Below are 26,222 nucleotides of genomic sequence, written 5' to 3'. Positions count from 1 at the left end.
TAATCACAGATTATGGCGTGAGATGAATCGGCGATTTAGCTAAATTCTTGAGAACTTGCTGTAAGACTTGAGCATTTGTTCTTTTCAGCTCTGGGTTAGTTTTTTTTGCTTTTGTTAAGTTGATCCCTTGTCTATTGTAGTTAGGGTAAGGTGTATCCGTAGGAATAACGTACTCTTGATGCAATGAACAACAGTTAACTGCACATTTCCTACTGTTAATCCAGTCTTTTCGCTCTCTTAAGGCATAATTCCAAACTTTTCTACAGACTACCAGCATATCTTCTATAATGGCCACCTGTTCTGGAGAAGGGATTAACTTAAATTCGTAGGTTAGTGTGAGCATATTTCTATTGTTTCATAGTTCTATCTCAATGGACTGCTCATTGTTTGTTTTGCAATTCATCTCCTGGTAAATGGGAGATTATACCGGGAGTCCTCAAAGCTCCATTTCAAACAGAACACTCTTTTTTTTGTTAGGATTTAATAAAATTGCCTTGTAAATTAATATAAATTTTATTTTATCTAGCTACTGAATTAGATTATATATGCTACTATTAACAACTACATAAAAAATCATAATCACACATAGATTTTTAAGAAAATAAAAAGGATGATGCAACTTACTAATACTCAGTGGTCTATAACAGAAGAAAAGATTGCCCAAGCAGCTTTAGAAAAAGCTAAAGAACGAGAAATCAATGCCTTAATCACAACAGTGCGCCAGCAAGCAAGTGGAATTCAAGAATTTGATGATTTATGGTATCTACATGATTTTCTCAGTGCCAGAAGATACGATCTAGATGGCAAGTATGACTCCAGAAATGCAACTGTAATTTTTGCTCTAGCTGGCTTAGTAAAAGAGGGATGGTTAAAGCTTGGAGAGCTGGAAGGCTTGGATAAAGAAAAGATTACAAAAGTATCTGCCATGACCCGCATTATCTAATATAATCTAAATCAAGGGCGGGTTGTGAAATGAACTGCTGTTCCATCTAGACCCGCACTCTTTAAGCTTGATTGTCTGGCAGTAAATTTGGTAAGACGCGATCGCAACAAAATAAAGTCCCTGCAGCGACACATAGTGGAATACCTAAAAAGTTAACTATAGGAATGGTAATTAAACCTTGACAAATTAACCCAAAAGTGGCGCTTGCTGGTAAACTACGACGCACTACTGTTAACTTCTGTCGAAATTTTAATTTTCTTCTCTCCAAAAATCCATCAAAAAAGTCAAGACAAACAATGGAAGTTGTTAAAGTTATACCACCAATAGTTGCGATTAAAGAACCTCCAGGGAGAAAGTTGAGCAGCAATATCGGTAAACCTATTACTAAAAGTAATCCAACTTTTTTTAACTCAAAGAGTATTGCTCGCCAAATATCTCTGAGAGAGTTTAATAAACTTGGAGGAGTTTCAGGCAATGTTCCAGTTCTAATTTTTTCTAATTGTTCAGAAAGTTGACCATAAAAAGGTGAACCTAGAATAGTTCCAAATTGTACTAACAAAAATCCAATTATCAGCAATAATATTGCGAATAGAATAACTTGTACAAGTTTATATAAAATATTATCTATATAACTTAAGAAGTTTAACCATGTTGGTAATTGAGCAATTAAAGCATCAAAGCTTAAAGATAAGTTCTTAAAAATAGTATTAATTAAATCAATTCCTGGTAGGAGTAAACTAAGATAAAGAAGAATACCTACCACGATATTAATCAAAATTGGCACAACTATATAACCTATTAATTTTGGATTTTTGAGAAATATCGTTAAAGCACGAAAATGGTAAGTTGCCCCTGCGAATAATCCGATAGGAGTCTCAAATATAGATAATATTGACTTAATTTTTTTTTGTTTTACCATGAGTTAATTGAGAGTAGTTATACCAAATTGATAAATTTTTGCTACAAATAGCTTAGGATATTTCTTAGGAGTCAACCCACCCCTAACCCCTCACAGGAAGAGAACTCAGGAAGAGCAAGTCAGAATGAATGGCTTTAATGGCAGTTTTTAGGTATGAATTTATCTTTTTAGTCCAAAAAGTATCTCCTATAAAGTAGGGACGTTAGCGGCAGCTCTGCGTTAGCAAATGGCCATTCGTCCTTGCAGCCCTTATTATTCGTAACATTCTTTTTTTATCCTTGGTATTAGAAGTTATAACAGTGTGCGCTGGTATATTTACAAATTGCAGGAGGCGCCCAATAGCTAAAAGTCTTATATTATCGGCAATTTATTCCCCCTATTGCCTGTTGCCTGTTGCCTGTTGCCTGTACACAACGCTATAGTAGCTATAAGAGGTTGTTTGTGAACAAAAGATTAAGTAGAATATTTGACAGCATCCTTACCATTTTCTGGAATAATAGTTGGTTCTTCTGTGACGCACCCCATGAGTTAGTGGAGATTCAGATTTTTTGTAGAGGAAAAATCCCTACTCTATAGAAGTATTAAATTATTTGTAGAAAATCAGATTGTTATACATATTTCTATTTAGCTTCTCTATTTTTCAATTATCCCCAGAATTTTAGATTACTAACTAACTACAATAGAAAGTTATATCAAGTCTGATTAATTAGCCACAATCAAAATATTTTCTCTGATAAATTTCCTCATTTTCCCTATTACCCATTCCCTAAAATTTTTATTGTGGGTATTTAATCAGACTTGATATTAGCGTTTCTCAGTCTAATGAGGTACACCTATCTTGATTTGTCTTCTATTCCCTGTTCCCTATTCCCTAAAACCAACAAATTTTGTACCTCACGCTTCTTGGGAATGACTATATATATTAGCTATATTTAACATATAAAAATTATGGGATGATAGAAGATTTATATTAGTAAATCAACTAATAATGTTTAGTTTTAATCTCATCCCAAGACCAATTATAGTAACCTATAGTTTACAGTGGATCAACCCAACCGTAAGGGTCAGTCACTTTAGCTGTTTTAATATCTTCTAATTTTTGTAATACTTGAGGAGCATATTTTCGTTCAAAAATAGGAGGTAAAATCATATCTTTACCTTGATCATTAATAGTAGAAATATGAGCAATTGTAGCAGCAGTTCCCATACCAAATGCTTCAGAAAGATTACCCTCTTCATAAGCTTTTGCCACTTCATCAATAGAAATTAATCTTTCCTCAACTTTAACACCCATATCTCTCAATAAAGTTAATACACTATCTCTAGTAATTCCAGCTAATATAGTACCAGTCAACTTAGGAGTAATCACAACATCATTAATGACAAAAGCCACATTCATTGTGCCACATTCTTCAATATATTTTTTTTCCTTCCCATCCAACCATAAAACATTATCATAACCTTGTTGTTTAGCCTCTTTATCTGCTAATAAACTACCACCATAATTACCAGCACATTTAGCCGCACCTGTTCCACCTTCAGCAGCTCGTATATATTTATCTGTAACAATTAACTTAACTGGTTCTGAATAATAAGCACCTACAGGGCAAGAAATAATCATAAATTTATAACTATTTGCTGGTTTAAGACCAACAGATTCATCTGTAGCAAAATAAATAGGTCGAATATATAATACACTACCCGATTGAGTAGGAATCCAGTCAGAATCTAGCCTAATTAATTCCTTTAAACCATCCAGAAAAATATCTTCAGGAATAGGTGGCATACATAATCGAAAAGCTGATTCATTTATCCGTTTATAATTAGCTTGTGGGCGAAATAGTAAAGGTTTTCCTGTGGGACTTCTATAAGCTTTTAAACCTTCAAAAACGGTCTGGCCATAATGGAGGGCTGACAGAGAAGGAGCCATTGAAATATGGCCATAAGGAACAATTTTTACCTCTTGCCAATTACCATCCCTGTAGTCAGCAACTAACATATGATCGCTAAATACTTTGCCAAAGGGACTATTATTGATATCCTGTTCTTTAATCCGAGAGTGGCTAGTTTTTTCTATAGATATTTGAGAATTATGAGAATTAACTATTTGCATTATTGTCTGGCTTTTAGTAAAAATGCTACTTTATATTGTTTATTTATAATATCATGCCCAATTAAATACATATAATTAAAAACAAGTCACTTTTGTAGAAGATGGTAAAAAGCAAAGACCTCAAAAAGTTGTGGGAAAAGTGAAAAGTCTTTACTCCTGACTCCCGACTTAAAAAGGATGGTTGATTAATGCAATGTTATTTAATACATTTTTATTCTTTGTCAGATATATGTAGTACCATTTGCAAAAAAAGATTGTGACAAATATCATGATAAATCAAAATCAATTAACAAAGGGGAAAAATGATAGAGAGAGATGGCTTCACCTAATTCCATCACAACTCAGTTTAGAGAAAACTTTAGACTTCTCCTTTTAATAAAATTTGTTCGTATGAAGTATTAAGTATTAGGGAGTTTAGGAAAAATAAAATAGTATCAAACAACTCTCAAATAAAGTATTATTAATAATTGGTATAGCATATATTTATTCAAGTTTTTTTGCAGACTTTCTATTATCAGTTATCTGATATCAAGTCTTATTAATTAGCCAAGGGTAAAAATGTTGCCTCTCAGCAGAAACCTATATCTTTTACCATAATCACCAAAGATTATTCCATTACCTTTCTGAATAGAAACTGCAAGTATTTTACCTCTCATAATGATGATGAAATTATTGTTGATTGGTCAGATAATTTTAGTATGACTTTGACTGAAAAATGTTCAAGTTTTTGTAAAAAATTATAAACATCTATTTTAGTGGTAATCATTTCTCACAGATGTTTAAGTCTTTGTGATAATTTAGCAGTTGCCAGTTATTGAATAATTAACAATCAAAAGTTACTCCTATGAATAGAGATGGGTTTGTGATTATTTTTAGTTAAAAATTTATCAAAAATCAGACCAAACCCACCCCTATTTTAATTGTCTAGCTTAATTATCATGCTTGGCAATAACCCAAATAGCATGAACAATACCACCAATATAAAAACCAAAAATAGTTAGGAGAAGATTAATCCAAAAAGCACCGCCTAAACCAACAGTCAAAAAAACACCTAAAGGCGGTAAGAATATAGCAGCTAGAATTCGTAGTATAGTCATTTTAGTTACTCTTGTAATTTTTAAACTATTGTTGTCTTAGTTATAGCTTCAACTATTAGTAGAACCTTTACCGAAAAATTTTGGAGGTTTTGCTAAAGTATATACCTCAGTCTCAGTAGCGATCGCTTCCCGCAAATGTTTAGGTACTTGTAACATCCCCAATAAGGTAGTCCCATCCAACATCCGAAACCCACCAGTAGTTTTTTCTCTCAGAAGTTGATTAACTGTTTCTGGGTCAGGACGACTATTAATCATTTCTGTTGAACCTATTACAAAACCCCAAGGTTGTCCATAAGTAGGAACATAACTACTATAAGATTGGACATAAGGAAAAACTTCTTTCATTGTATTCACAATTCGAATATGAAGTTTCATTTCTCCTAGGGAAACAGGACCAGCTTGCACAACAAAAAACCCTCCAGGGGTAAGCACCTGTAGAATCTTTTCAAAGTATTCCTTTGTAAACAACTGAAATGAAGGTCCCTCTTCAATAGGGTCAGAAAGGTCAGAGATAACTACATCCCAAATTTCACCAGAAGTCTCCAAAAATTCTAAAGCATCACCAATGACCAACTTGAGGCGAGGGTCATCAAAAGAATTAGCGTGCATCTCAGGCAAATATTGACGACAAGCTTCAACCACTTCTCCATCAATATCAATCATGGCCACTTTTTCTACTGTTTGCCAACGTAAGACCTCTCGAATAGTTGCTCCTTCACCACCACCAAGAACAAGAACTTTACTAGGAGATCCATGAAAAATCATGGCAGGATGTACCAGGGGTTCATGGTACAAAAATTCGTCTCCTGTAGAAGATTGCCATTTACCATCAAGAACCAGTGCTTTACCATAAATACCTGTGTTTATGATGTACATATCCTGATAGGCAGTTTTTTTGTAGGCAAGTACCTCGGTAATGCCATGAACATAAATATCCCAAGGTGTGATATACTCGCTAATCCATAAATCTGCACCAACTTCACTACTTGCCATAAGCTATATTCCTCAATGACATACTTCGTATCAATACTCAATATTGAGATAGGATATATTTCTTAGCACAAAATTGTTTTAGATTCCAACTATACTGAATACAAACCTGAAGTTTTACAGGTATTATTTTATTTAAATCATCTCAATTTTATCCTTATGATTAGAGTAATTTTACTCAATCGCTTCAAGAGCAAAAACAACTTTTCCTAATTAAAACTATCTAAATTAATCTGTTAAGTCTTACTTTTGACTATCTTGTCGATCGTCCTTTCTATTAATTTATTTGATATTTTGATATGGAGAAAAAATCTCTGCATCCCTTGACTCGTGACACAGGGTATCCACATTTTTAACTTTTGACTTGATAGGTGAGATTTGTTGAATTCAAGTATAATTTATTGAACAAGTTACTCTTCATAGTGCTATGGAAAATAATACAACTAACAACTTCTCAAATATATCTTTCAATCAGTGGAATGCAGAACTGTATGAAAGTAAACATTCTTTTGTTTCTAATTTGGCAATAGATTTATTAGAATTGCTCAGTCCTCAGAGTGGAGAAAAAATTCTTGACCTTGGTTGTGGTACAGGTCATCTGACCTATAAAATCACTACAAAAGGGGCAAAAGTGGTAGGAATTGATAATGCTCCGACCATGATTGAACAAGCACATCGTTGTTATCCAGATATTAAATTTTTAGTAGGAGATGGAGTTAATATAGGTTTAAAAGAAACATTTGATGCGGTGTTTTCTAATGCAGTACTTCATTGGATTAAAGAACAGAAAAAAGTTATCCGTAATATTTGGCGCGTCCTGAAACCTGGAGGTCGTTTCGTTAGTGAATTTGGTGGTAAAGGTAATATTAAAACAATTGTTAAAAGTATTTATGAAGCCTTAGATGCTGCTGGTTATAGTAGTAATAAACAACTTAATCCTTGGTATTTTCCTAGTATTGGAGAATATGCTACTCTCTTAGAATCACAAGGGTTTGTGTTGACTTTTGCTACTTTATTAGAAAGACCAACTAAACTTGAGGATGGAGAAAATGGTTTGCGTAATTGGCTGAAGATGTTTGCAACTTGTTTCTTTGAAGGAATTCCTGAGAAAAAGCAAAGTATTATTATTGATGATATTGAAAATAGATTGCGTCCTCATTTATATAAAAAGGGTAAATGGACGGCTGATTATAAGCGAATTAGGATTATGGCTTTTAAGGAAGGTAATTTAGAATAAATAATGACTAAATTACTGATTATTTAAGTTATTGTTGTTTTAGACAATAATTTATATGTGTTACTAATTTATATTTCATTTCACCTATACCATTTCTCAAATATCAATACTTTAATCATGTTCGGTTGAATAGTTATAATTGATAGGCAAAAGGCGATATGTAGTAGAAGTTTGACGGAACGGTGATACATAGAGAATTATATTTATCAGGCTTTCATCCGAACATGATATTATTTAATAACTGCTTGAGATATCAAAAATAAGGAATAAATGAAGTTAAAGTAAAGGTATGTTCAACAATTAATAATTAATAATTAACAATTACTTCTCGTTGAAAAAGAGAGGATTGACTCAAAGGAAAAATTTTTCTTGTTTCTCCTTTAAAGGAGAAGCTTTAAACCTTAATTATTCGGTAATTTAAGTTATTTTCCTATTATTTCGATCATCAATCCATTGCTTGGCACGTTTAACTGCCTCTTGTCGAGAAGAAGCATAAGGTACTGCTACAACACAACCTAATTTGTAATTAGCCCAAACTGCATAAGTAGGATATCCATTCATTTCACCTTGGTCTATTTCAACTTTCCAACCTTTATATTCAAAGGCAAGCATAATATGAGGAAAATCAGGTTCAATCATTATAGTGTAAATAAATTAGCTATGGTTATATCAAAATAGTTCCAAATTAAAAATCAGAAATTATGATATTTTTTAGTCTATATGATACCAAATATCAAAATTCTTGCTACATTTTATTGAGAATAGGGAGTAGTGAAATGAATAAAATATCTTCGCTCTTTGTAAACGGATCGTTAAAAATATTGCTCTTACTTACTTATTAATTAATAACTGAAGTCTTGAGCAAATATAGCGTTATTTTGGGAAGTTACTATGAAATATTCAATTAACTTTTGAGTAATATAATTTTATAGCACTACGAATTTAGGTGTTTGACACTACTAAATTTTGTTTCGTTTCGGAGCATTGACCTAGGAAATAGGTTTTATAAACAGGTACACAAAATTAACTATAAAGATTGACATCTAAATGTCTATGTGCTATAAATAATGACTGTGTGATCATCAACATAAAACTAACAAAGTGAATAACATTATTTCAGCGTGGGCAATAACATTTGTCCCAGGCTTGATCCTTTGGACTTGGGAAAAAAAAGATCCCTTAAAGGAAATTAACTATTCAGAGGAAATCCTGGAAGATATCAAGAATGCTGCAATAATGATGCTTTATATTGTCGTTGTTGTCTATGCTTACTATCCGATACAGAATTTTATTACTTCTGCACCCTTCGTCGAGGCAATTGGTTGGACTAACATTTTGTCTGCTCCTCTATACTCTAGGGTTATTCTAGCCATTTTCTTAAGGGAATTCAGTCTTTATGTCATTCATTGGCATATGCACTATATCGAACAGATTTGGCAAACTCATAAGTGGCATCATTCAGAACAGAAACTATGGTGGCTGAGTGGTGTAAAATCAAGCTTAACAAGTAAACTAATGTTTGCAAGCATTGGCTTATGGTTTCCTGCACTAGCTATTCCTGCTCACATTGCTATTGTGTATGGCGCGATTGCATCATTTCACAACACGATTAGCCATCTCAACATTAAGTGGCGACCTTGGATGCGAGTAGTAGAGTATGTGATTGTCACCCCTCGATACCACCACGTCCATCACCTTGCTGAAGAGAGGTTCCACAATAAGAACCTGGCAAGTATGCTTGTCATCTTTGACCACATTTTTGGTACTTATTTCAATACAGATTTAGTTGATTCCCAGACAGAAGAGTATGGCATTGGTGAAGAACCGGTGACAGCTAGAATGATTGTGGGACTTTAGTATTAATGGGGTGGGAAAGATATCAGGAGTGCATCTTTTCTTAACGAGGGCATAAATTTCAATTAAATTCCTGCCACTAAACAAGCGTTGGTACTCACTCAAATCTCCCTGTAATCAGTAAAGAAACTGGATATAGCTGATTATCCCAAAGCGAAGTAAAATTCAGTTGGATACTCAGTAGAAAATATGCATTGCATAAACTTACTAGCTATCTAGCTCAAAACCACAGCCTACCTCCATCCCCTCCCGGGAGGGGAGCTAGAGGGGTGGGTGCAGATATGGGTTTTTATGAATTCCGCAGACAGCTAGAGTACAAATTTCAACTTTACGGATCATCCTTAACCATTCTTGATAGATGGTTTCCTAGTTCTAAAACTTGCTCTAGGTGTGGAACTGTTAAAGAGTCTCTGTCTTGATCGGAGCGTGTTTTCAAATTGCGAACACTGCAATTTTAGCTGCGTGTAAGATGAGAAAACACTCACATTTTTGTTAATAATAGTTAAACTCAAAAGCATGGAATGAGTGTGTGGAGAATGTAGAAAATGACAGAAAAACTTAGAGAGAATCAATTTAGTCTAGGTTTGAAAGGCTTTTTCAATTCTATCCCCACAGATGCCTGGGGTGCATTGCTGGGAAGTATTTTCTGTATTTCCCTAACCCCAGTTTTTTTTCGTCTTGGGGAAAATGAAATGAGCTTTAGTACCACAGCATTTAATCGCTATTGGGTTGCAAGTCTTGCATTTTTGTGCATCAAACCTTTTTTTTCAACGAATCAGGACTGGGCGACTCCTTCTTTACTTTCGACAAGAAGAATTGCTCTTCTGATTGCAGACGGAATTATTTTGGCAGTGGGATTAATATTATGGGCTTGGTCTCTAGAACAAACTAGCATTGCCAATTCAACACTTATGCACAATTTAGTTCCCCTATTCACAGTGCTGGGAGGGTGGCTTGCTTTCGGACAGACCTTCGATCGCCGTTTCCTAGTGGGGATGTTTGTAGCGGTCGTCGGCGCGGCTATTTTAGAATCAGAGAGCCTGCTTTCCTTCGAGTTTGGCATCGAATTTTGGGGAGATGCTGCAGCTTTACTGTCTGCAGTATTTTTTGGGATTCATCCCCTCATTATCGAGCGCTTGCGACAACAGTTAGACCCTTTAACAATTATGACCTGGTCTTCAATCACGAGTTCTTTTGTGCTGCTAATTCTGTTAGTGATTACTGGGGAATCTTTTTTCCCAACCACCGCTGTCGGCTGGTTCGCTGTCGTTGAACTGGCTTTGGTGGGACAAATGTTAGGGATTGGACTTTGGGCTTATTGCCTGAAGAAAATTTCCGCTGCTTTTGCCAGTTTGCTGGCTTTAGTCATTCCTTCTTTGAGTGCGATCGAGGGCTGGATCGTTTTTTCTGAGCAGCTAAGTCCACTCACATTGCTCAGTTTTGTCATTGTCGTCTCAGGAATGTATTTAGCCGTTTCAAGCCGAGGGAGGGTGAATTTCACGGAGGAAGCAAAGAGAAGTTAATCTCAAGGGAGGCAGCGATCGCGACTCCTGTCTCCCCTTAATTCCCAGTCATTTATACCCTACATTCCGCACGACAAAACGTAGCATAAAAGTCAAAAGTCAAAAGTCAGAAGAAAATTATAGTGCTCAATAGGAGACAAGGATTCAGCAAGTATTTATGCTTAATATTTAACTGAGAATTTGACTCCTGATCAAGGTAGCTGAGTGCTATGCATAAAAACATAAGTCAAAAGCGAGTGCTAATTGGCGAGGTTTCCTCAGAATGCAAGACGCACTCAAGACAGTCAAAAGTCAAAAGCCAGAAAAAAATTATAGTGTCCAATCAGCAAGCCCTAAGTAGTTTTTCCTATCTACTATGATTCTTTCCTCCCTTCTCCCCTGCTCCTCTGCTTCCCATCTGAACTATTAAGTATAATTCTCAATATTTCTATAAGCAGTATAAACAGCTTGTACATTATACCAATTCAAAAATATACGAGAAATTTCTAAAGCCAACTGTGACTTACCTCGGTCAATTAACCATTGCAAAAAACCAGCCATTGTCTTTTCATTTAATCTTCCACCTAATGATAAAACTCCCCATAATAATTTGTGTAGCCAAGTCATTTGAATCATCATTTTAACTTCCCAAGTCGGATGTTTTTGATAAAACAAAACTCCCATTTTTCCCCTTTGAATTTCTCGCTCAATCATTCCTGGTAATTGCTCCAAAGAAAAAGGTGGATGCCAATGATAACCAACAGCATCAGGACACTTAATCAATTTTAAACCCAATTTTTTTAACCTAACTCCTAACTCCAAATCTTCCCAACCATACTGTTCAAAACGAGTATCAAATAATCCAGCTTCAATTAACCAACTACGAGCGATCGCTACATTTCCTGTAGCAAAAAAAGCTGCCGAAAAATCAGTCAACTTATAAGGTTCTGAAGTGGGAAAATCAAAATTACAAGTATTAATGACTCTGCCATAAGTAAATACATTATCTGACTTTTGAGCAATCAAACTATTTGCGTGTGACTGTAGAAAAGAATCTGTTACCACCAGGTCACTATCAATAAAAATAATAAAATCTCCTTTGGCCTGTTCAACACCAAAATTCCGAGCTGCTGCTGGCCCTTGGTGGGACTGAGAAAATAGTTGGACATGGGGAAATTCTTTGGCCTCTGTTTCTAACCAGGGGATAGTATCATCCGTCGAGCCATCATCGACAACTATTACTTCATAATCTATAATTGGGTAGTCATAATCCTGATTTTCCAGAGCGCGAAGACACTTTTCTAAAATCGGTTTGCGATTATAAGTGGGGATAACTACACTGAAAAACATTTTGTCTCCTGAGTGGGATAACTCGATAGTAGGTAGTACATTATGGGTCTTAGCTGTTATAGCATGGATAAAAAAGGGTCTTGCTGAATTCAGGTATGATGATTCTACAGGGCGATCATTAACACCAGAAAATCAGAATAATTCAATAGACAGAAAATAGTTTTATACTTGAAAAGTACTCTTCAAACTCTATTAGAAACAATGAAAAATATTTTTCAAAAGATATTTTTTGCGGGGGGGGGGTGGTAGTAGGACTATTAACTCCTTGTATTGCTATCGCTCATTCAGGCCGAACCGATAGCAGTGGATGCCACACAAACCGATCAACAGGAAGATATCACTGTCATGGAGGAACTTCATCAGGAGGATCGGGGAGTTATGGGACTTCTGGAAATTCTGGCAACAGCACAGGGTTAAGAACTTTAGGCGATACTGGAAACGTAGTTATTCTCTGCTCAACTAATCAACTTTGTCATAGTTTAGGATATTCTTCTTGGGAAACAGGCGATCTTTTAAGAGCTTATCTTTACTATGAAAAAGCATTAAGTTTTCAATCTAATGACCTCCAAGCATTCACTAATTTTAATATATTACAGCCTCATGTTTATCGGATAAATGGTTCTTGCTTTAACTACGAGCAATGTATGAATATTGGTTATAGATCAACAGAAAACAAAGACTATCAGACAGCTTTGATAAATTTCAAAAGAGCGTTAAACTTCCGTCCTAATGATAGTTATGCAATGAAAGCGATTAAGAATGTTAGTCAGTTGATTATTTATGTACAATAAGCCATTACTCCCTAGAGATGCTAGGGAGTACTTATTTTTATCCATCATTTATATAGTATATAGACAAAATCTTCTTTTTCAATAATTAATAATTACCTCTTCTTAAAAGTAATCCGAATATTTATTATAGATAATGAGATGGTATTGCTGATTTTAAATATGAAATAACTCATTCATCTAAATCTTAAAATTATATCTTTTCTTTACTTAGTTTAAGGAAAGACTTAGAAGTAGTGGTTTAGCAACCAAACCCCTAGAATAAAAGTTGATAATTCTTCTGCAATAGTATAGTTGGGTATTAGATATTAACTTTAATAACTGGAAAAAGCACTCCACATCCACTCATTTCCAAAAGCTGATTCTATAGCCCACTTTTAATTTCTCCCACAATTAAGATAAACTCTAGAATCTGTACTTTGCCTGACAATAAATTTAAAGGCTTAGTCCCATAATAAAAACCCAGTTGTAATTCTAGAGAAAAATCTATGAGTCGTGCCACTAAAGTTGTATTAGCTTATTCTGGTGGAGTGGATACCTCCGTTTGCATTCCTTACTTAAAAAATGAGTGGGGTGTCAAAGAAGTAATTACTCTTGCTGCAGATCTAGGACAAGGGGATGAGTTAGAAGGAGTCCGCAAAAAAGCATTAGATTCGGGTGCGGTAGAATCTTTGGTTATAGATGTTATCGAACCTTTGATTCAAGAATATGCTTTTCCTGCTATTCAAGCAAATGCTCTATATGAAAATCGCTATCCTTTAGCGACAGCATTAGCTAGACCTTTAATTGCTAAAATCTTAGTAGATGCAGCAGAAAAATATGGTGCTGATGCGATCGCCCATGGTTGTACTGGAAAGGGTAATGACCAAGTAAGGTTTGATGTTGCTATTGCTGCACTTAACCCGAAAATCAAAATTCTTGCTCCAGCGCGGGAGTGGGGAATGAGTCGTGAGGAGACTATTGCCTACGGTGAAAAATATGGCATTCCAGCACCAGTGAAAAAATCTTCCCCTTACAGCATTGATAAAAATTTATTGGGGATGGCGATCGAAGCAGGGGAGTTGGAAGATCCTTGGGTGGAGGCGCCGGAGGAAGTTTATAATATGACTAAAGCGATCGTTGATACTCCCAATGAACCAGAATATGTTGAAATTGGTTTTGAGGGAGGAATTCCTATTAGTCTCAACGGTCAAGGAATGGGTGGTATTGAGTTAATTACTAAACTTAATCAGATAGTGGGAAATCATGGTATTGGTCGAATTGACATGATTGAAAACCGTCTAGTGGGAATTAAATCACGAGAAATTTATGAGTCTCCGGCAATGTGGGTACTTATTCAAGCGCACCGCGACTTGGAAAGTTTAACTTTGACTGCTGACGTGACTCGTTATAAGCGTGGTATTGAGGAAACTTACAGTCAGTTGGTTTATAACGGTTTGTGGTTTAGTCCGTTGAAGGGTGCGTTGGATGCTTTTATTCAGCAGACTCAGGAAAGGGTGACTGGTGTTGTGCGAGTGAAGTTGTTTAAGGGTAATGCGATGGTTGTCGGTCGTCAGTCTGGCAATTCTTTATATAGTTTTGATTTGGCGACTTATGGTGCTGAGGATGAGTTCGACCATAAAGCGGCGGAAGGGTTTATTTATGTTTGGGGTTTGCCGACTCGTGTTTGGTCGGAGAAAGTTAGAGGTGAATAAATTGGCGATTTTTTAACTTTAATTAGTTGTTCCTGTAGGGATATTTTTTCATTTCTACAGGAATAATTTTTTTTGTGTAGTTTGGGTTAAGCGATCGCGCAGCGGAATGGATGTTCTATTGCGCAACCCAACAAATATCGAAATGATTAGGACTTAAGGATTACAAGGTATTGTGGTCATTGCAACCCAGAGGGTTTGCGGAGCAGTCCGGAACGGAAAGCAATCTCAAATCCTATTTTTTCGTACCTCATGCGTAAGTCCTGATCATGTTGGGTTTCATGCCTCAACCCAACCTACATTAACTGAATAAATATTTTTCTAATCTTGATTTTTTAATTTATCATTTTGCTCTGATTTTTCTTCAATTTCTAATTTTTTTATATGTTTTCGTTGATATTTAATATTTAGAGAAATTGGTTGAGACATTTCTCTAAATATTAAATCTTGTTCTTGTTTCCTCAACTTTTTTTCTTGTTGATTCAACTCACTCATTTTTAGCATTCGTTCAAGAAGAAAAATTGCAAGGATATCGTAGATTATAAGTTAACTATACCAATTTCATAAAATATTGCAAAGCGTGAGGACACAGGGAACAGGGAACACCGGAGCTGGGAACAGAGAAAGAAAAACATAAATATTAAAGAGGAAAAAAAGGTGGAAATTTTAGAATTTATGGAATTTATAATTTTTTCTTTTAAGAAGAAATCACAAATTAAGATGTAACTGCCTTTGCGTGAATTTGGTATTACAGATGGTCGGAGCGAACCTTTAGGATTACAATTAGAAGTTGAGGATAAATTGATCAGATTTTATCGGGAAGATACGGGAGCAAAATTGGTAATTTATGATGAATTACGAGAAGTTTTGAATCAGGAAATTGGGGCACGGCAAGAAGCAGAAAAACGAGCCGAAGAATTAGAATTTTGATTAGCTCGTTATCGCGATCGCTTTGGAGAATTACCTGAAAATTAACAGTATAATTAATTGGTTTTATTGAATAAGTTATGAGCAAATGATATGATTCCAAATTTTGGATTTATTTGTAGGGAAGAAAGCAAAGTATCTAAGGATATTAATTTATTTAGGGGAACAGTTTGGAAACTTTTTGGGAAACTGCGGAAAGTCGTTACATTCCAGGTCCTGGTTTGATTACACAATTTGTTGGTGGTACTCAGGGTGTAGCAATAGGATCTGCTACTGCTCAAACCCACGCTCAACAGTTAAATGCTCAACTAGAACTTGTTTTTCCTGATATCAGTAGCGTGGCGATGCCATCCCAAGCAATTCGTAGTTATTGGCCTGGAGATCCTTTTGCTCGTGGTTCTTATTTGTGTTACAGACCAGGGGAGTGGACGCAATTTTATGGTGTGGAGGGAGAGCGTGTGGGGAATATATTTTTTGCTGGCGAACATACTTCTTTGGAATATCAAGGTTGGATAGAAGGTGGTTGTGATAGTGGTGAAGTTGCTGCGATAGAAATTTTAGATGATTTGGATTTAATAGCAACTACTGAAGCGTTAAGAGTTAAACGATCTGTACAGTCGGAAATTCAAACTAAACCTCGCAGACTACCTGGAGCTAAGTATGTTCGGGAAAAACGGAATTTGCCACAAATAAAATAATCAGAAGGCTAACTGTAGAAAATGAGATCTCAAAAATGACTAAATCTTCGGTGATGACAATACTAGGTCGTGCTCATACTATTGCCAGAATGTCAAGAGAAACTGGTATCCCTAGTGATGAATTATTAGGAATGGTAAAAGAAGCTAAAGCTAGGAAATTTCCGAATGCTTGCACTCGCTTATTAAAAGGTGGTTTAGACTTAGCTCAAAAATTTAAAGTTTCCCTTTTGTCCAAGGGTGGAGAAAGGGCAATATCTCAAACAACTCCAGTATTAATAGTAGGAGCAGGAATTGCCGGATTAACTGCTGCTTATCGTCTAACTCAAGCGGGAGTTCCAGTAAACGTGATTGAAGCTAGTAACCGGGTAGGAGGTAGAATCCGAACTCGCCAAAAAGCATTAGGTACTCCATTTGCTGTTGAACTTGGTGGGGAATTTATCTACACCGAGCATACTTATCTGCGCAGTTTGATTGAGGAATTAGGATTACATCTTGTAGATTTGCAGGCAGTCGATGAAAACTTGGAAACACAAGAGACTTACTTTTTTGAAGGTCGCAAGGTTTCATTAGCAGAAATTACCACAGACTTTGCACCAATTGCAGAGCAGATTAACAGAGATTTTAAAGCGATCGCTAATTTTAAAGACTACACCACAAAAATTCCGGCAGCAGTAGAACTAGATCATATCTCTATTGCCGAATATTTAGACCGAATTCCTCAAACTACACCAGTAATTCGCCAGCTAGTCAAAGCTGCTTATGAAACTTACTACGGTCTAAATATGGAAGAGCAGTCTAGTCTCAATTTAATCTATATAATAGGTACTCAAGTAGGTAAGTTTGGCATTATTGGTGTTATGGAGCAACTTTTTAATGTACAGGGAGGTAACGAACTGATCCCCCAAAAGTTGGCAAGTTTAGTCTCCAATTCTATTGATACGGGAACAATATTAGAGGCGATCAATGATCTTTCTGATGGTCGGTATCGAGTGGTATTAAGGTCGGGCAATAGTACCTTTGAGCGTACTTATGAGAGAATTTTGCTAACATTACCCTTAACTTTGTTAAGAGAAGTTCAGCTTAATGTAGATTTGCCACCTTTGAAAAAGTTATCTATAGATACTGCTAGTTACGGAACTAATTCTAAGTTAACTACTACTTATCAAGAAAAAATTTGGCGTACTCGCTACAATTCTACAGCTGATATCTATTTAGATTTAGGGTTTCAAAACACTTGGGAAACTTCTGAGAGTCGTTATCATCCAGGTATGGGTTTGATTACACAATTTGTTGGTGGTACTGAGGGTGTAGCAATAGGAACTGGTAGTCCTGAAATTCATGCTCAAAAATTGAATTCCCAACTCGAACAGGTTTTTCCTGGTATTAGTAATATTTCCATGTCAGATCGAACAATTCGTAGTTATTGGCCAGGAGAAGTTTATACTCACGGTTCTTATTTATGTTACAAACCGGGGGAGTGGACAAAGTTTTATGGTGTAGAAAGAGAGCGAGTGGGTAATATATTTTTTGCCGGGGAGCATACATCTTTTCTAGAAAATCAAGGTTATATGGAAGGTGGGTGTCAGACAGGTGAAATAGCTGCTATGGAAATTTTACAAGATTTAGGTTTAAAAGGTAGTGTTGAAGCAATGAGAAGTCAGCGGCGTTGGTGAAGCGGGTGTATGATATTAATCGCGCATTACTTAGGGCTTGCTGATTAAATATAAAAGCATTGACATATAAAGACAAGTGCCTTTTTGGGAACGAAAAAAGTGCGCCTGTTTCAGTCTAAAACGCTCATGCATGGAGCGTATTTTAGGCGCATAGTTGGGCAGAACAATCTTGAGACAAAACGCCCGCTCCTACTTCCTCTAAATTCCCATTTCTCCTGTCTCCTGTCTCCTGTCTCCTGTCTCCTACCCCTACTAAAATACTTTTTCAGCAAACCCTACTTAGGAGTCAACCCACCCCTCGCCCCTCCCCCTCCCAGGATAGAAACTCAGGAGTCAGGAGTCAGGAGGGAAGAGAATGCGCGAAAGATTTGCACATTTGCGCTGAGGATGAAAAATTTTTTATACCGAACCCGAGCGGATTTGATATTAGTGGTTTAAAACTATCTGAAAAGCGTAAAAATAAATTTACCAGTAATATCATGTCTGATAGCATCGGTATTGTAAGCGTGAAGGTAAGGAAGAAGGAAGAGAGAAGAAGGCTTAAAAGATTGAAAAAACGTAAATTTCCTGTAGACATTCACCCTTGGTTTTACACAAACGCGCCCCAGCGGACATGATATAATTAATAGTTACTATGAAATACTTCTATTTTACTATATTAATACCATTGTTACACGGGGGAGTTTATGATCAATTATTACAGAGTAATATAGTGAATATATTTGCTCAAAAATCTGAATTTGATAACCCAATTTGTTATATGGAAACTACAGAGGGAAAAATTATTAATTTAGTTAATCTATGTGGCGATAGAGAAGCTATTAATGAAAGCAAAAAAGTTAGCTGCAAATCAGAATCAGAAAAAGTTAAAGCTACAGAAATACCGATTAGTAATATTAACTACGATGGTAATTTTTTAACTGGTAAAGTTGCTAATCAAAGTTGTCAAACTGTGAAGCAAATTAAGGTAAATTATCAAGTATTAGATGATGCTGGAAATATTATTGATAATGGGTTTATTTATGCTGAACCTAGTACGGTTGAGCCAGGAAAAGTAGCATCTTTTAAAGGTAATGTTTCCCCAGGAGCTAAAGTAGAAACAACTTTTGTTGAATGGAGTGAATAATGAAGTCAGAATTTAGAATTCATAATTTAGAATTCAGAAGTTCAAAAATGATGTGTGATAATTAACAGTATTAGAAATTCTGTTGCTTGAATTTTTTTGTTTATTTAGGTAATTACTTATAATTCATTTGCATAATTGTAAGCCTGTTTTTGTAATTCAAATATCTCCATCTGTTTTTCTATCAACATTAGGATTTTTCTTGAGTCTTTAAAAGTAATATACTTTTGCAAAGATAATATACTATAGCGTTTCCCAAGGTCGTGAGGTACAGTTATCTTTTTGTCTTTTTATTCCCTGTTCCCAGCTCCGGTGTTCCCTGTTCCCTCAAGCCTCAAATTTTGTACCTCACCAGTATGAGAATTGCTATAGCAAAATTCTGCTATTTATGCTACTTTTATCCGGCAAAAACCTACAAAAATAATTAAACTCTTTCTTCCCTTCTTTTCTCTTCCCTCTTCCTTCTTAACTTCAACTTAAATTATAAAAAAATCATAGATATATTTAAAGATATACAATTATAGATCCATAATCTGGACACAAAGAAAAATATTGTAGTCTAGACGATCGAAGTATGTACGAAAAAATAACTCCCCCAACCACAGGTTCTAAAGTCAGTTTCAGCAATGGTCAACCTAATGTTCCAGACGACCCCATTATCCCATTTATTCGGGGCGATGGTACAGGGGTAGATTTATGGCCAGCATCTCAAAAAGTCTTTGATGCCGCGATCGCTACTGCCTATGGAGATAAACGCAAAATCAATTGGTTTAAGGTTTACGCTGGTGACGAAGCTTGTGAAAAATATGGCACTTTCCAATATTTGCCGGAAGATACTCTCAACGCTATTAAAGAATACGGTATTGCCATTAAGGGTCCTTTGACAACTCCTATCGGTGGGGGTATTCGCTCCTTAAATGTGGCATTGCGTCAAATTAACGATTTATATGCTTGTGTTCGCCCTTGTAGGTATTACACAGGTACCCCTTCTCCTCACAAAAGTCCGGAAAAATTAGATGTGATTATTTATCGGGAAAATACCGAAGATATTTATTTAGGAATAGAATGGCGCGAGGGTACTGATATTGCTAGTAAGTTGATTGACATTTTAAACAAAGAATTAATTCCTGCTACTCCCGAACATGGCAAAAAGCAAATTCGCCTCGACTCGGGTATCGGTATTAAACCTATTAGTAAAACTGGTTCGCAACGGTTAGTTAAACGTGCCATCCAAAATGCTTTACGTTTACCCAAGTCAAAACAAATGGTAACTTTGGTGCATAAGGGTAATATTATGAAGTACACTGAAGGTGCATTTCGTGACTGGGGTTATGAATTAGCAACTACTGAATTTCGGACTGAATGTGTGACGGAAAGAGAATCTTGGATTCTTTCTAATAAGGAAGAAAATCCTAATATTAGTAGTGAAGAAAATGCTCGAAAAATTGACCCTGGTTATGATGCTTTAACAGCAGAAAAAAAAGCTGAAATCTGTCAAGAAGTTGAGGATGTATTAGGAGCTATTTGGGATAGTCATGGGGATGGAAAATGGCAAGATAAAATAATGGTAAATGACCGTATTGCTGATAGTATTTTCCAACAAATTCAAACTAGACCAGGGGAATATTCTATTCTGGCAACTATGAATTTGAATGGGGATTATTTATCTGATGCTGCTGCTGCTATTGTTGGTGGTTTAGGTATGGGGCCTGGTGCTAATATTGGTGATGAATGTGCTATTTTTGAGGCGACCCATGGCACTGCACCAAAACACGCAGGTTTAGATAGAGTTAATCCTGGTTCTTTGATTCTTTCTGGTGTGATGATGTTGGAATATATGGGTTGGCAAGAAGCTGCTGATTTGATTAAAAAAGGTCTTGAGGTTGCTATTTCTAATGGTGAAGTAACTTATGATTTGGCAAGGTTAATGGAACCACCTGTAGAAGCTTTAAAATGTTCTGAGTTTGCTGATGCAATTATCAAACATTTTAAAGATTAGATAAGTGTTAGGTGTTCAACAATTAATAAGTAATAATTAACAATTACTTCTCCTTGAAAAGAAGAGGATTGACTAAAAGGAAATTTTTTTCTTCTTTCTTCTTTAAAGGAGAGGCTTTAAACCTTAATTATTCGGTAAATAATAGGTACAAATGTTATTCATCTAGTGTCGCTACGCGGAAGTCAAAAGTCAAAAGTATTGATTTGTAATTGTTTTAGGATTTTGTAACTGGTCAATTATTTCCGCAATTCTGCACTAGTACTATTAACTTTTCAGCTAATACCTGATATGGCAGAAGAAAGTTTTTGTTATCTAGGAGATTTAGTATTTCATATTAGCTTTTGATATATCCGCGCCCTTTCCTTCGATTATACACAGGCGTAAGAATTAAAAATAAAATCAATTCTTATCTATAAATTATCAATTATTTTTTCTGTTCCCTGTTCCCTGTTCTCTCTTTTCTGAAAATATCTATTGCTATATCTTAAAGCTTAATATTTAAAAAATTATTCAGTTATGTCAAATCTTCTCGAACAAGCAAAAACAGCTAGCCAAGAAAAAAATTGGTCTTTAGTTAATCAGTATTTACAGCAATTTTTATTAGCATCTCAAAAGACCTGTGTTGATTGGTTAGAAAATGCCGATTTAGATGTGGTGCTCGACCTAGCAATAACAGTTCTGAAAAATGGAGATTTTCAAGAAAGATGGGATATTTATAAACTATTTAAGCAGATTGGTAAACCAGCGATCGCTCCATTAATTGAAATGGTTCAAGATGAAGATTTAGACTTAGAAAGACGTTGGTTTGTAGCTCGGATATTGGCAGATTTTAACAGTGAGGAAGTTCGAGAAGCTCTGAAAAATATAATTATTAGTTCAGAGGCGAAAGATTTACAAGAAATAGCAGCAGATACTTTGGCAATTTTAGGAGATTCAGCAGTTGATATTTTAACAGATTTATTGGCCAAGCCAGATTCACGATTATTAGCAACAAAAGCTTTAGCTAAAATTAATTCTTCTAGCACCATAACACCGTTATTAACTGTAGTAAAAGACGGCAATTATGAAGTTAGAAAAAATGCTATTACTGCCTTGAGTAATTACCATGATTCTCGGTTGCCTTTTGTCTTAATTTCGGCTTTAAAAGATACAGTAGCTCAAGTTAGAAAAGAAGCAGTAATAGGGTTAAGTTCTTATGGTAATTTACACGAAGAATTAAGTTTGGTGAAGTTGCTACAACCTTTACTGTGGGATATTAATTTTGAAGTTTGTCAACAAGTGGCGATCGCTATAGGAAAAATCGGTACAAATACAGCAGCAACGGCTTTATTTGAACTTTTACAAACAACGAATGTTCCTGTTTTTTTAAAGCTGGATGCAGTGCGTGCTTTAAGTTGGGTTGAAACTCAAGTATCTGTGGAATATCTACAAAGTTTACTCGGAGATAATTTATTAGTTGCAGTTGAACATCAACCACAAATTGTTAATGAAATTATTACAGCATTAGGTAAAATTGAGCGTCAGGAATTAAAGCCAAAAGCTACAGAAATTTTGATTGAATTTCTCAGAAGTAATAATTCAGTTTTAGAAAGCGTCCGTGTCAAAAATTCTTTAGTTTTAGCATTGGGATATTTGGGAGATATTCGCGCTCTAGATTATCTCATTCAGTTATTAGAAGAAAATGATGCTAGTGTTAGGCTTCATTGTATAGCAGCATTGAAAAAATTAGATTCAGAAAGAGCATATCAACAACTTATTTATTTATCTCAAAAAGCAAACATCAAATATGAGTTAAAAACAGGAATAGCTACAGCTATTGCTGAATGGAATTATTAAGAAGGTGTTAGGTAAGCATTCAGCATTCAGCACTTCAGCAGTCAGCACTTCAGCTATGAGTTATTAACTTATTATCTTGGCAGAAGGAATTAGTATTCAAGAGAAATGAAAAATTATCTTTTTATTTTGGGTTTAATACCCTACCGTCCACACGGTGTTTACAATTGGTTGGGCTTTGTAGACAGGAAGTGGCAGGTCGTTGACTATCCCCATCCATTTTTTCTTCCTTCTTATTTCTTCTTTCTTCCTTCTTCAATCAGTAAAATTATTGGCTCGAATTAGTATTAATTATCAGTTATTTAAGCACTGAGATAAACAGTTTTCATCCTGGATTGACTAACTGAGTCAAAACTATGTTATTATATGATTATCTGAGGTATAATTTGCCCCTATTTTTAGCTCTAATTCCAGGGATAATACCAATTTGATTAATTTTTGCTACAAATAACTAGGATATTTCTGAGGAGTCAACCCACCCCTCGCCCCTCCCCCTCCTGGGAGGGGAAGTCAGGAGTCACACGGGAATGGCTTCAATACCATTTTTTACCTATGTAATTCTCTTTTTTGTCAAAGGGACATCTCCTTTAAAGTCTTTTAATAATGCTTATTATTCGTAACATTCTTTTTTCAAAATGGTATAACTTAAAATCCTGAATCCCCTATTAATAAAATGAAATACTGGAAATCAGGTAAACAACTACAAAATGGCAAATATATAATTCAAGACCTGCTTGGTATTGGCGGTTTCGGTATTACTTATCGTGCTTTAGAACAAAGCTCTAATCAATTAGTTGCGATTAAAACTCTCAATTATCGAGTACAACGTAAACCCAATTTTGACAAACATCAAGAAAATTTTTTAAATGAAGCCTTATGTTTAGCAAAATGCCGTCATCCCAATATTGTAGAAGTTCATCGCCTTTTTAAAGAAAATAAATTATGGTGCATGGTGATGGAATATATAGATGGGGATGACTTAGGAATTTATCGTGAAGAGCAACACGGAGTTATATCAGAAAGTAAAGCAATACATCTAATTAAACAAGTAGGAGAAGCACTAACATTTATACATAATCAAGGATTTTTGCATCGGGATGTTAAACCTCAAAATATTCTGCTACGTCGAGATAATTTAGAAGCAGTATTAATTGATTTTGGTTTAGCACGAGAATTTAATAGTGGCAGCGTACAAACTCATACAACTGATAGTACATTGTATTTTGCACCAATTGAACAGTACGAAAGACGAGCAAAACGGGGAGCTTTTACTGATATATATGCTCTAGCAGCAACTCTATACGTTTTATTGACAGGTGAAATGCCAACACCAGCAAAAGTCAGACAAGAAGGAAAAATACCATTAATTCCACCAAAAAAATATAATTCCCAAATTAGCGTTCGAGTCAATGATGCAATTATTAAAGGCATGAAATTAGAGCCAGAAGAACGGCCTCAATTTGTTGCTGAATGGTTAACTTTATTGTCACCACTAGAAGAATTTGTCATAACTAATTTACCCTCTACTTTGCCAGCAACTCTGCCAATAATTTCCGACACTCCTCCCGAATTACTAACTGTTGATTCTAGTTTTGAACTCGAATTGCAAACTTTTAAATTTGAATATTTAACAATCAAAGTTAACCCAAAAGGCGAAATAATTGAAACCCAAAAAGAGCAACGGGAAACTCAACAATTTATTGAAAATATCGCCAATGATATTTTCCTAGAAATGGTATCTATTCCTGGCAATACTTTCTTAATGGGTTCCTCAAAAACAGCAGCAGAAAAATGGGAAACAGAAAGTCCACAACATCAAGTTACAATAACACCTTTATTTGTTAGCAAATATCCCATTACTCAAGCACAGTGGCAAGCAATAATGGGCAAAAACCCAGCTTATTTCAAAGGAGAAAATAGACCAGTAGAAATGGTGTCTTGGTATAACGCAATTGAATTTTGTCGTCAGCTATCTGCTCAAACTGGAAAAACTTATCGGTTACTATCAGAAGCAGAATGGGAATATATTTGTCGTGGAGAAACAACTACATTATTTTACTTTGGTAATAGTCTAATAACTGACCTAGCAAACTATAATGGCGAAGAAGCTTATGCTTGTTCATTACAACAAAATTATCGCGAACAAACAACAGATGTGGGTAGTTTTCCACCCAATGCTTTTGGATTATACGATCTTCATGGCAATGTCTGGGAGTGGTGTGCCGACCCCTGGCATAATAATTATCAGGGTGCTCCTTCAGATAGTAATGTGTGGGAAAAAGATGGCAATTATAACTACAGAATGTTGAGAGGAGGAGGATACTTGAATTATTCTAAAGGTTGTCGTAGTGCAAATAGAAATTGGAAAACTCCCAGAAGTAAGTGTAAGTCAGTAGGTTTTAGAGTGGCAGTTTCTCATATTTTTTCAATTTAGGAATGAAGAGACTTTAGAGGAAAAACTGACTATTTTGATGTTCTAATCCCTATGCTTTACTTGACATATCACAAATATTTTTGGAGGTACAGGCAAAAAAATTAACAAAAAATAAAATCTTGGTAAATTCCTCATGGATAAGTTGGAATTTAAAATTTTATTGAAAAAAATTAATTTTTGTAACTTTCAAATCCCCGACCGAAATTTGTCAGCTCTCCCCACCTAAATATTTAGATAATATTTAGCAAAAATTTTATGGGAGAGTTTGACCGAAAACTATAGCAAATATTGAATTGGTTAGAACATAGTAGTTTCTAATTCTAGAATTTATGACTTAATTTGTGTCAGAAACTTAGTCATCAACAATTTGAGCCCAATCAGGGAAAGAAGGAGGAAAGAAATTAATATCATAGTCGGACTCTTCCCACTCATTAACCCACAATGGCACTACTCCCACCCCTTGTATAGGAGTTCTAGAAAAAACCCTTTCCCCACATTCAACAGTATGAAATATCTGTTTGAGGGTATCTCCTAAATTAAGGGCTAAACTTAATAGCTCATCCAATTCAGGAGCAACCCTCTTCACTCTTGGTTTGTCCTCCTCAGCCCACAGGAGTTTTAGGGACTTAAGAGATCTGGGACTGAGTTGACTTCGATAGTAAACACGCTTAAGTTGGGCCACAGGTTCTAGACTCCTTTCTACCCGGCGAATTTGCTGTAACCGGAGATAGTGCCACTCTGCCAAATGCTTTCGGTCTTCAGGAGGTATTTTCCCTTTACTAGAGGAGTGTTGGAAGGCATATTTTGCGCAACTACAACCAAGATTAGCTAACAAATGGATTAATTGTCTTTCTTTAGGAGTGGCTTGTCTTCTTTCTGCAGTTCTTGTAATAACCCTTTTTCTTCGTGTAGTAGTCGTTGTGTCCATCATTTTTCGATAATAGTAATCAGAACATCATACAAGGATAATCTAGGGTAGAATCCTAATTAGTAACATATAGTTCTACCCATATCTGAATATCCACTCTAATTTGTCTTTACTGTCTCCAGG

Annotated in this window: 26 protein-coding genes; 15 read left to right on the top strand and 11 right to left on the bottom strand. The window is 35.5% G+C overall.

All coding sequences use genetic code 11. The features are described 5' to 3' along the window. Window positions 1-10: 10 nt before the first annotated feature. Window positions 11-343 carry a helix-turn-helix domain-containing protein gene (locus F6K06_RS14260; protein ID WP_240039071.1) on the bottom strand — a complete coding sequence of 111 codons (333 nt, stop codon included), beginning with the start codon at window positions 341-343 and terminating at the stop codon, window positions 11-13. 267 nt (window positions 344-610) lie between these two features. On the opposite strand from F6K06_RS14260, the gene F6K06_RS14255 reads away from it, so the two are divergent. After that, window positions 611-943 (top strand): hypothetical protein, encoded by a 333-nt coding sequence (locus F6K06_RS14255; RefSeq protein WP_287242097.1) that lies wholly within the window; start codon window positions 611-613, stop codon window positions 941-943. A gap of 61 nt (window positions 944-1,004) precedes the next feature. On the opposite strand, the gene F6K06_RS14250 is transcribed toward F6K06_RS14255, so the two are convergent. From F6K06_RS14250 to F6K06_RS14235, 4 genes are all read right to left on the bottom strand, one after another. Next, window positions 1,005-1,862, bottom strand: a complete 858-nt coding sequence (locus F6K06_RS14250; protein WP_124146067.1) for an EI24 domain-containing protein — start codon at window positions 1,860-1,862, stop codon at window positions 1,005-1,007. Window positions 1,863-2,898: 1,036 nt separating this feature from the next. After that, on the bottom strand, window positions 2,899-3,975 hold the full coding sequence (locus F6K06_RS14245) for a branched-chain amino acid aminotransferase (RefSeq protein WP_124146068.1): 1,077 nt from the start codon (window positions 3,973-3,975) through the stop codon (window positions 2,899-2,901). Between the two features lie 929 nt (window positions 3,976-4,904). Continuing rightward, a complete protein-coding gene (locus F6K06_RS14240) occupies window positions 4,905-5,072 on the bottom strand; it encodes a YqaE/Pmp3 family membrane protein (RefSeq protein ID WP_124146069.1) in 168 nt (55 codons plus the stop codon). A 48-nt stretch (window positions 5,073-5,120) separates the two neighbouring features. Continuing rightward, on the bottom strand, window positions 5,121-6,065 hold the full coding sequence (locus F6K06_RS14235; RefSeq protein WP_124146070.1) for a methyltransferase domain-containing protein: 945 nt from the start codon (window positions 6,063-6,065) through the stop codon (window positions 5,121-5,123). Between the two features lie 424 nt (window positions 6,066-6,489). On the opposite strand from F6K06_RS14235, the gene F6K06_RS14230 reads away from it, so the two are divergent. Beyond that, the gene (locus F6K06_RS14230; RefSeq protein ID WP_124146071.1) at window positions 6,490-7,299 is read left to right on the top strand and encodes a trans-aconitate 2-methyltransferase; all 810 of its coding nucleotides are present in this window, start codon (window positions 6,490-6,492) and stop codon (window positions 7,297-7,299) included. 417 nt (window positions 7,300-7,716) lie between these two features. On the opposite strand, the gene F6K06_RS14225 is transcribed toward F6K06_RS14230, so the two are convergent. After that, on the bottom strand, window positions 7,717-7,938 hold the full coding sequence (locus F6K06_RS14225) for a hypothetical protein (RefSeq protein ID WP_124146072.1): 222 nt from the start codon (window positions 7,936-7,938) through the stop codon (window positions 7,717-7,719). Between the two features lie 507 nt (window positions 7,939-8,445). Between F6K06_RS14225 and F6K06_RS14220 the strand changes: the two genes are divergently transcribed. From F6K06_RS14220 to F6K06_RS14210, 3 genes are all read left to right on the top strand, one after another. Further along, window positions 8,446-9,156, top strand: coding sequence for a sterol desaturase family protein (locus F6K06_RS14220; RefSeq protein ID WP_124154522.1), 711 nt, complete (start codon window positions 8,446-8,448; stop codon window positions 9,154-9,156). Between the two features lie 278 nt (window positions 9,157-9,434). Further along, entirely contained in the window at window positions 9,435-9,572 is a 138-nt protein-coding gene (locus F6K06_RS14215) for a transposase (RefSeq protein ID WP_240039073.1), read from the top strand. Between the two features lie 126 nt (window positions 9,573-9,698). Then, window positions 9,699-10,676 (top strand): DMT family transporter, encoded by a 978-nt coding sequence (locus tag F6K06_RS14210; RefSeq protein WP_124146074.1) that lies wholly within the window; start codon window positions 9,699-9,701, stop codon window positions 10,674-10,676. 405 nt (window positions 10,677-11,081) lie between these two features. Here the strand turns inward: F6K06_RS14210 and F6K06_RS14205 are convergent, their stop codons facing one another. Beyond that, on the bottom strand, window positions 11,082-12,005 hold the full coding sequence (locus F6K06_RS14205; protein ID WP_124146075.1) for a glycosyltransferase family 2 protein: 924 nt from the start codon (window positions 12,003-12,005) through the stop codon (window positions 11,082-11,084). Window position 12,006: 1 nt separating this feature from the next. On the opposite strand from F6K06_RS14205, the gene F6K06_RS14200 reads away from it, so the two are divergent. The 3 genes from F6K06_RS14200 to F6K06_RS14190 all read left to right on the top strand — a co-directional run bounded on the left by F6K06_RS14200 (window position 12,007) and on the right by F6K06_RS14190 (window position 14,487). Next, window positions 12,007-12,165 carry a hypothetical protein gene (locus F6K06_RS14200; protein WP_161564623.1) on the top strand — a complete coding sequence of 53 codons (159 nt, stop codon included), beginning with the start codon at window positions 12,007-12,009 and terminating at the stop codon, window positions 12,163-12,165. An 82-nt stretch (window positions 12,166-12,247) separates the two neighbouring features. Next, entirely contained in the window at window positions 12,248-12,796 is a 549-nt protein-coding gene (locus F6K06_RS14195; RefSeq protein ID WP_240039072.1) for a YHYH domain-containing protein, read from the top strand. Between the two features lie 485 nt (window positions 12,797-13,281). After that, window positions 13,282-14,487 carry an argininosuccinate synthase gene (locus F6K06_RS14190; protein WP_124146076.1) on the top strand — a complete coding sequence of 402 codons (1,206 nt, stop codon included), beginning with the start codon at window positions 13,282-13,284 and terminating at the stop codon, window positions 14,485-14,487. Between the two features lie 318 nt (window positions 14,488-14,805). Here F6K06_RS14190 and F6K06_RS14185 read toward each other — a convergent pair whose 3' ends face one another. Beyond that, window positions 14,806-14,979 (bottom strand): hypothetical protein, encoded by a 174-nt coding sequence (locus F6K06_RS14185; protein WP_161564624.1) that lies wholly within the window; start codon window positions 14,977-14,979, stop codon window positions 14,806-14,808. Between the two features lie 237 nt (window positions 14,980-15,216). Here F6K06_RS14185 and F6K06_RS14180 point away from each other — a divergent pair, with 237 nt between their 5' ends. The 3 genes from F6K06_RS14180 to F6K06_RS14170 all read left to right on the top strand — a co-directional run bounded on the left by F6K06_RS14180 (window position 15,217) and on the right by F6K06_RS14170 (window position 17,782). Beyond that, on the top strand, window positions 15,217-15,414 hold the full coding sequence (locus F6K06_RS14180) for a hypothetical protein (protein ID WP_353734857.1): 198 nt from the start codon (window positions 15,217-15,219) through the stop codon (window positions 15,412-15,414). A 167-nt stretch (window positions 15,415-15,581) separates the two neighbouring features. Further along, window positions 15,582-16,109, top strand: a complete 528-nt coding sequence (locus F6K06_RS14175; RefSeq protein ID WP_287242091.1) for an FAD-dependent oxidoreductase — start codon at window positions 15,582-15,584, stop codon at window positions 16,107-16,109. Window positions 16,110-16,144: 35 nt separating this feature from the next. After that, window positions 16,145-17,782 (top strand): NAD(P)/FAD-dependent oxidoreductase, encoded by a 1,638-nt coding sequence (locus tag F6K06_RS14170; RefSeq protein ID WP_287242088.1) that lies wholly within the window; start codon window positions 16,145-16,147, stop codon window positions 17,780-17,782. Window positions 17,783-17,892: 110 nt separating this feature from the next. Here F6K06_RS14170 and F6K06_RS14165 read toward each other — a convergent pair whose 3' ends face one another. After that, entirely contained in the window at window positions 17,893-18,054 is a 162-nt protein-coding gene (locus F6K06_RS14165) for a hypothetical protein (RefSeq protein ID WP_161564963.1), read from the bottom strand. Between the two features lie 362 nt (window positions 18,055-18,416). Between F6K06_RS14165 and F6K06_RS14160 the strand changes: the two genes are divergently transcribed. The 3 genes from F6K06_RS14160 (at window position 18,417) to F6K06_RS14150 (ending at window position 22,740) form a co-directional block, all read left to right on the top strand. Then, window positions 18,417-18,908 (top strand): FxLYD domain-containing protein, encoded by a 492-nt coding sequence (locus F6K06_RS14160; protein ID WP_124154571.1) that lies wholly within the window; start codon window positions 18,417-18,419, stop codon window positions 18,906-18,908. Window positions 18,909-19,479: 571 nt separating this feature from the next. After that, window positions 19,480-20,904: an NADP-dependent isocitrate dehydrogenase gene (locus tag F6K06_RS14155; RefSeq protein WP_124145627.1), complete on the top strand. Its 1,425-nt coding sequence runs from the start codon at window positions 19,480-19,482 to the stop codon at window positions 20,902-20,904. Between the two features lie 516 nt (window positions 20,905-21,420). Further along, window positions 21,421-22,740 carry a HEAT repeat domain-containing protein gene (locus F6K06_RS14150; RefSeq protein ID WP_124145628.1) on the top strand — a complete coding sequence of 440 codons (1,320 nt, stop codon included), beginning with the start codon at window positions 21,421-21,423 and terminating at the stop codon, window positions 22,738-22,740. Window positions 22,741-22,861: 121 nt separating this feature from the next. On the opposite strand, the gene F6K06_RS14145 is transcribed toward F6K06_RS14150, so the two are convergent. Continuing rightward, complete coding sequence (locus F6K06_RS14145; RefSeq protein ID WP_287287329.1) at window positions 22,862-22,996, bottom strand: hypothetical protein; 135 nt, start codon at window positions 22,994-22,996, stop codon at window positions 22,862-22,864. Between the two features lie 414 nt (window positions 22,997-23,410). Between F6K06_RS14145 and F6K06_RS14140 the strand changes: the two genes are divergently transcribed. Further along, entirely contained in the window at window positions 23,411-25,171 is a 1,761-nt protein-coding gene (locus tag F6K06_RS14140) for a bifunctional serine/threonine-protein kinase/formylglycine-generating enzyme family protein (protein WP_124145629.1), read from the top strand. 352 nt (window positions 25,172-25,523) lie between these two features. Here the strand turns inward: F6K06_RS14140 and F6K06_RS14135 are convergent, their stop codons facing one another. Further along, window positions 25,524-26,102 (bottom strand): hypothetical protein, encoded by a 579-nt coding sequence (locus F6K06_RS14135; protein WP_124145630.1) that lies wholly within the window; start codon window positions 26,100-26,102, stop codon window positions 25,524-25,526. Between the last annotated feature and the right edge of the window lie 120 nt (window positions 26,103-26,222).

Source organism: Okeania sp. SIO1H4 (genome assembly GCF_010672695.1).
Taxonomy (GTDB): Bacteria; Cyanobacteriota; Cyanobacteriia; order Cyanobacteriales; family Microcoleaceae; genus Okeania; species Okeania hirsuta.
This window is presented reverse-complemented; position numbering and strand designations above follow the sequence as displayed.

What these genes read in the sequence shown, in the direction of transcription:
- F6K06_RS14170 (WP_287242088.1), top strand. Translation starts at nt 16,145, where the DNA reads ATGACTAAATCTTCGGTGATGACAATACTAGGTCGTGCTCATACTATT.
- F6K06_RS14235 (WP_124146070.1), bottom strand. Translation starts at nt 6,065, where the DNA reads ATGGCAAGTAGTGAAGTTGGTGCAGATTTATGGATTAGCGAGTATATC.
- F6K06_RS14160 (WP_124154571.1), top strand. Translation starts at nt 18,417, where the DNA reads ATGAAATACTTCTATTTTACTATATTAATACCATTGTTACACGGGGGA.
- F6K06_RS14240 (WP_124146069.1), bottom strand. Translation starts at nt 5,072, where the DNA reads ATGACTATACTACGAATTCTAGCTGCTATATTCTTACCGCCTTTAGGT.
- F6K06_RS14250 (WP_124146067.1), bottom strand. Translation starts at nt 1,862, where the DNA reads ATGGTAAAACAAAAAAAAATTAAGTCAATATTATCTATATTTGAGACT.
- F6K06_RS14230 (WP_124146071.1), top strand. Translation starts at nt 6,490, where the DNA reads ATGGAAAATAATACAACTAACAACTTCTCAAATATATCTTTCAATCAG.
- F6K06_RS14260 (WP_240039071.1), bottom strand. Translation starts at nt 343, where the DNA reads ATGCTCACACTAACCTACGAATTTAAGTTAATCCCTTCTCCAGAACAG.
- F6K06_RS14215 (WP_240039073.1), top strand. Translation starts at nt 9,435, where the DNA reads ATGGGTTTTTATGAATTCCGCAGACAGCTAGAGTACAAATTTCAACTT.
- F6K06_RS14245 (WP_124146068.1), bottom strand. Translation starts at nt 3,975, where the DNA reads ATGCAAATAGTTAATTCTCATAATTCTCAAATATCTATAGAAAAAACT.
- F6K06_RS14140 (WP_124145629.1), top strand. Translation starts at nt 23,411, where the DNA reads ATGAAATACTGGAAATCAGGTAAACAACTACAAAATGGCAAATATATA.
- F6K06_RS14255 (WP_287242097.1), top strand. Translation starts at nt 611, where the DNA reads ATGATGCAACTTACTAATACTCAGTGGTCTATAACAGAAGAAAAGATT.
- F6K06_RS14225 (WP_124146072.1), bottom strand. Translation starts at nt 7,938, where the DNA reads ATGATTGAACCTGATTTTCCTCATATTATGCTTGCCTTTGAATATAAA.
- F6K06_RS14210 (WP_124146074.1), top strand. Translation starts at nt 9,699, where the DNA reads ATGACAGAAAAACTTAGAGAGAATCAATTTAGTCTAGGTTTGAAAGGC.
- F6K06_RS14190 (WP_124146076.1), top strand. Translation starts at nt 13,282, where the DNA reads ATGAGTCGTGCCACTAAAGTTGTATTAGCTTATTCTGGTGGAGTGGAT.
- F6K06_RS14135 (WP_124145630.1), bottom strand. Translation starts at nt 26,102, where the DNA reads ATGATGGACACAACGACTACTACACGAAGAAAAAGGGTTATTACAAGA.
- F6K06_RS14185 (WP_161564624.1), bottom strand. Translation starts at nt 14,979, where the DNA reads ATGAGTGAGTTGAATCAACAAGAAAAAAAGTTGAGGAAACAAGAACAA.
- F6K06_RS14205 (WP_124146075.1), bottom strand. Translation starts at nt 12,005, where the DNA reads ATGTTTTTCAGTGTAGTTATCCCCACTTATAATCGCAAACCGATTTTA.
- F6K06_RS14150 (WP_124145628.1), top strand. Translation starts at nt 21,421, where the DNA reads ATGTCAAATCTTCTCGAACAAGCAAAAACAGCTAGCCAAGAAAAAAAT.
- F6K06_RS14155 (WP_124145627.1), top strand. Translation starts at nt 19,480, where the DNA reads ATGTACGAAAAAATAACTCCCCCAACCACAGGTTCTAAAGTCAGTTTC.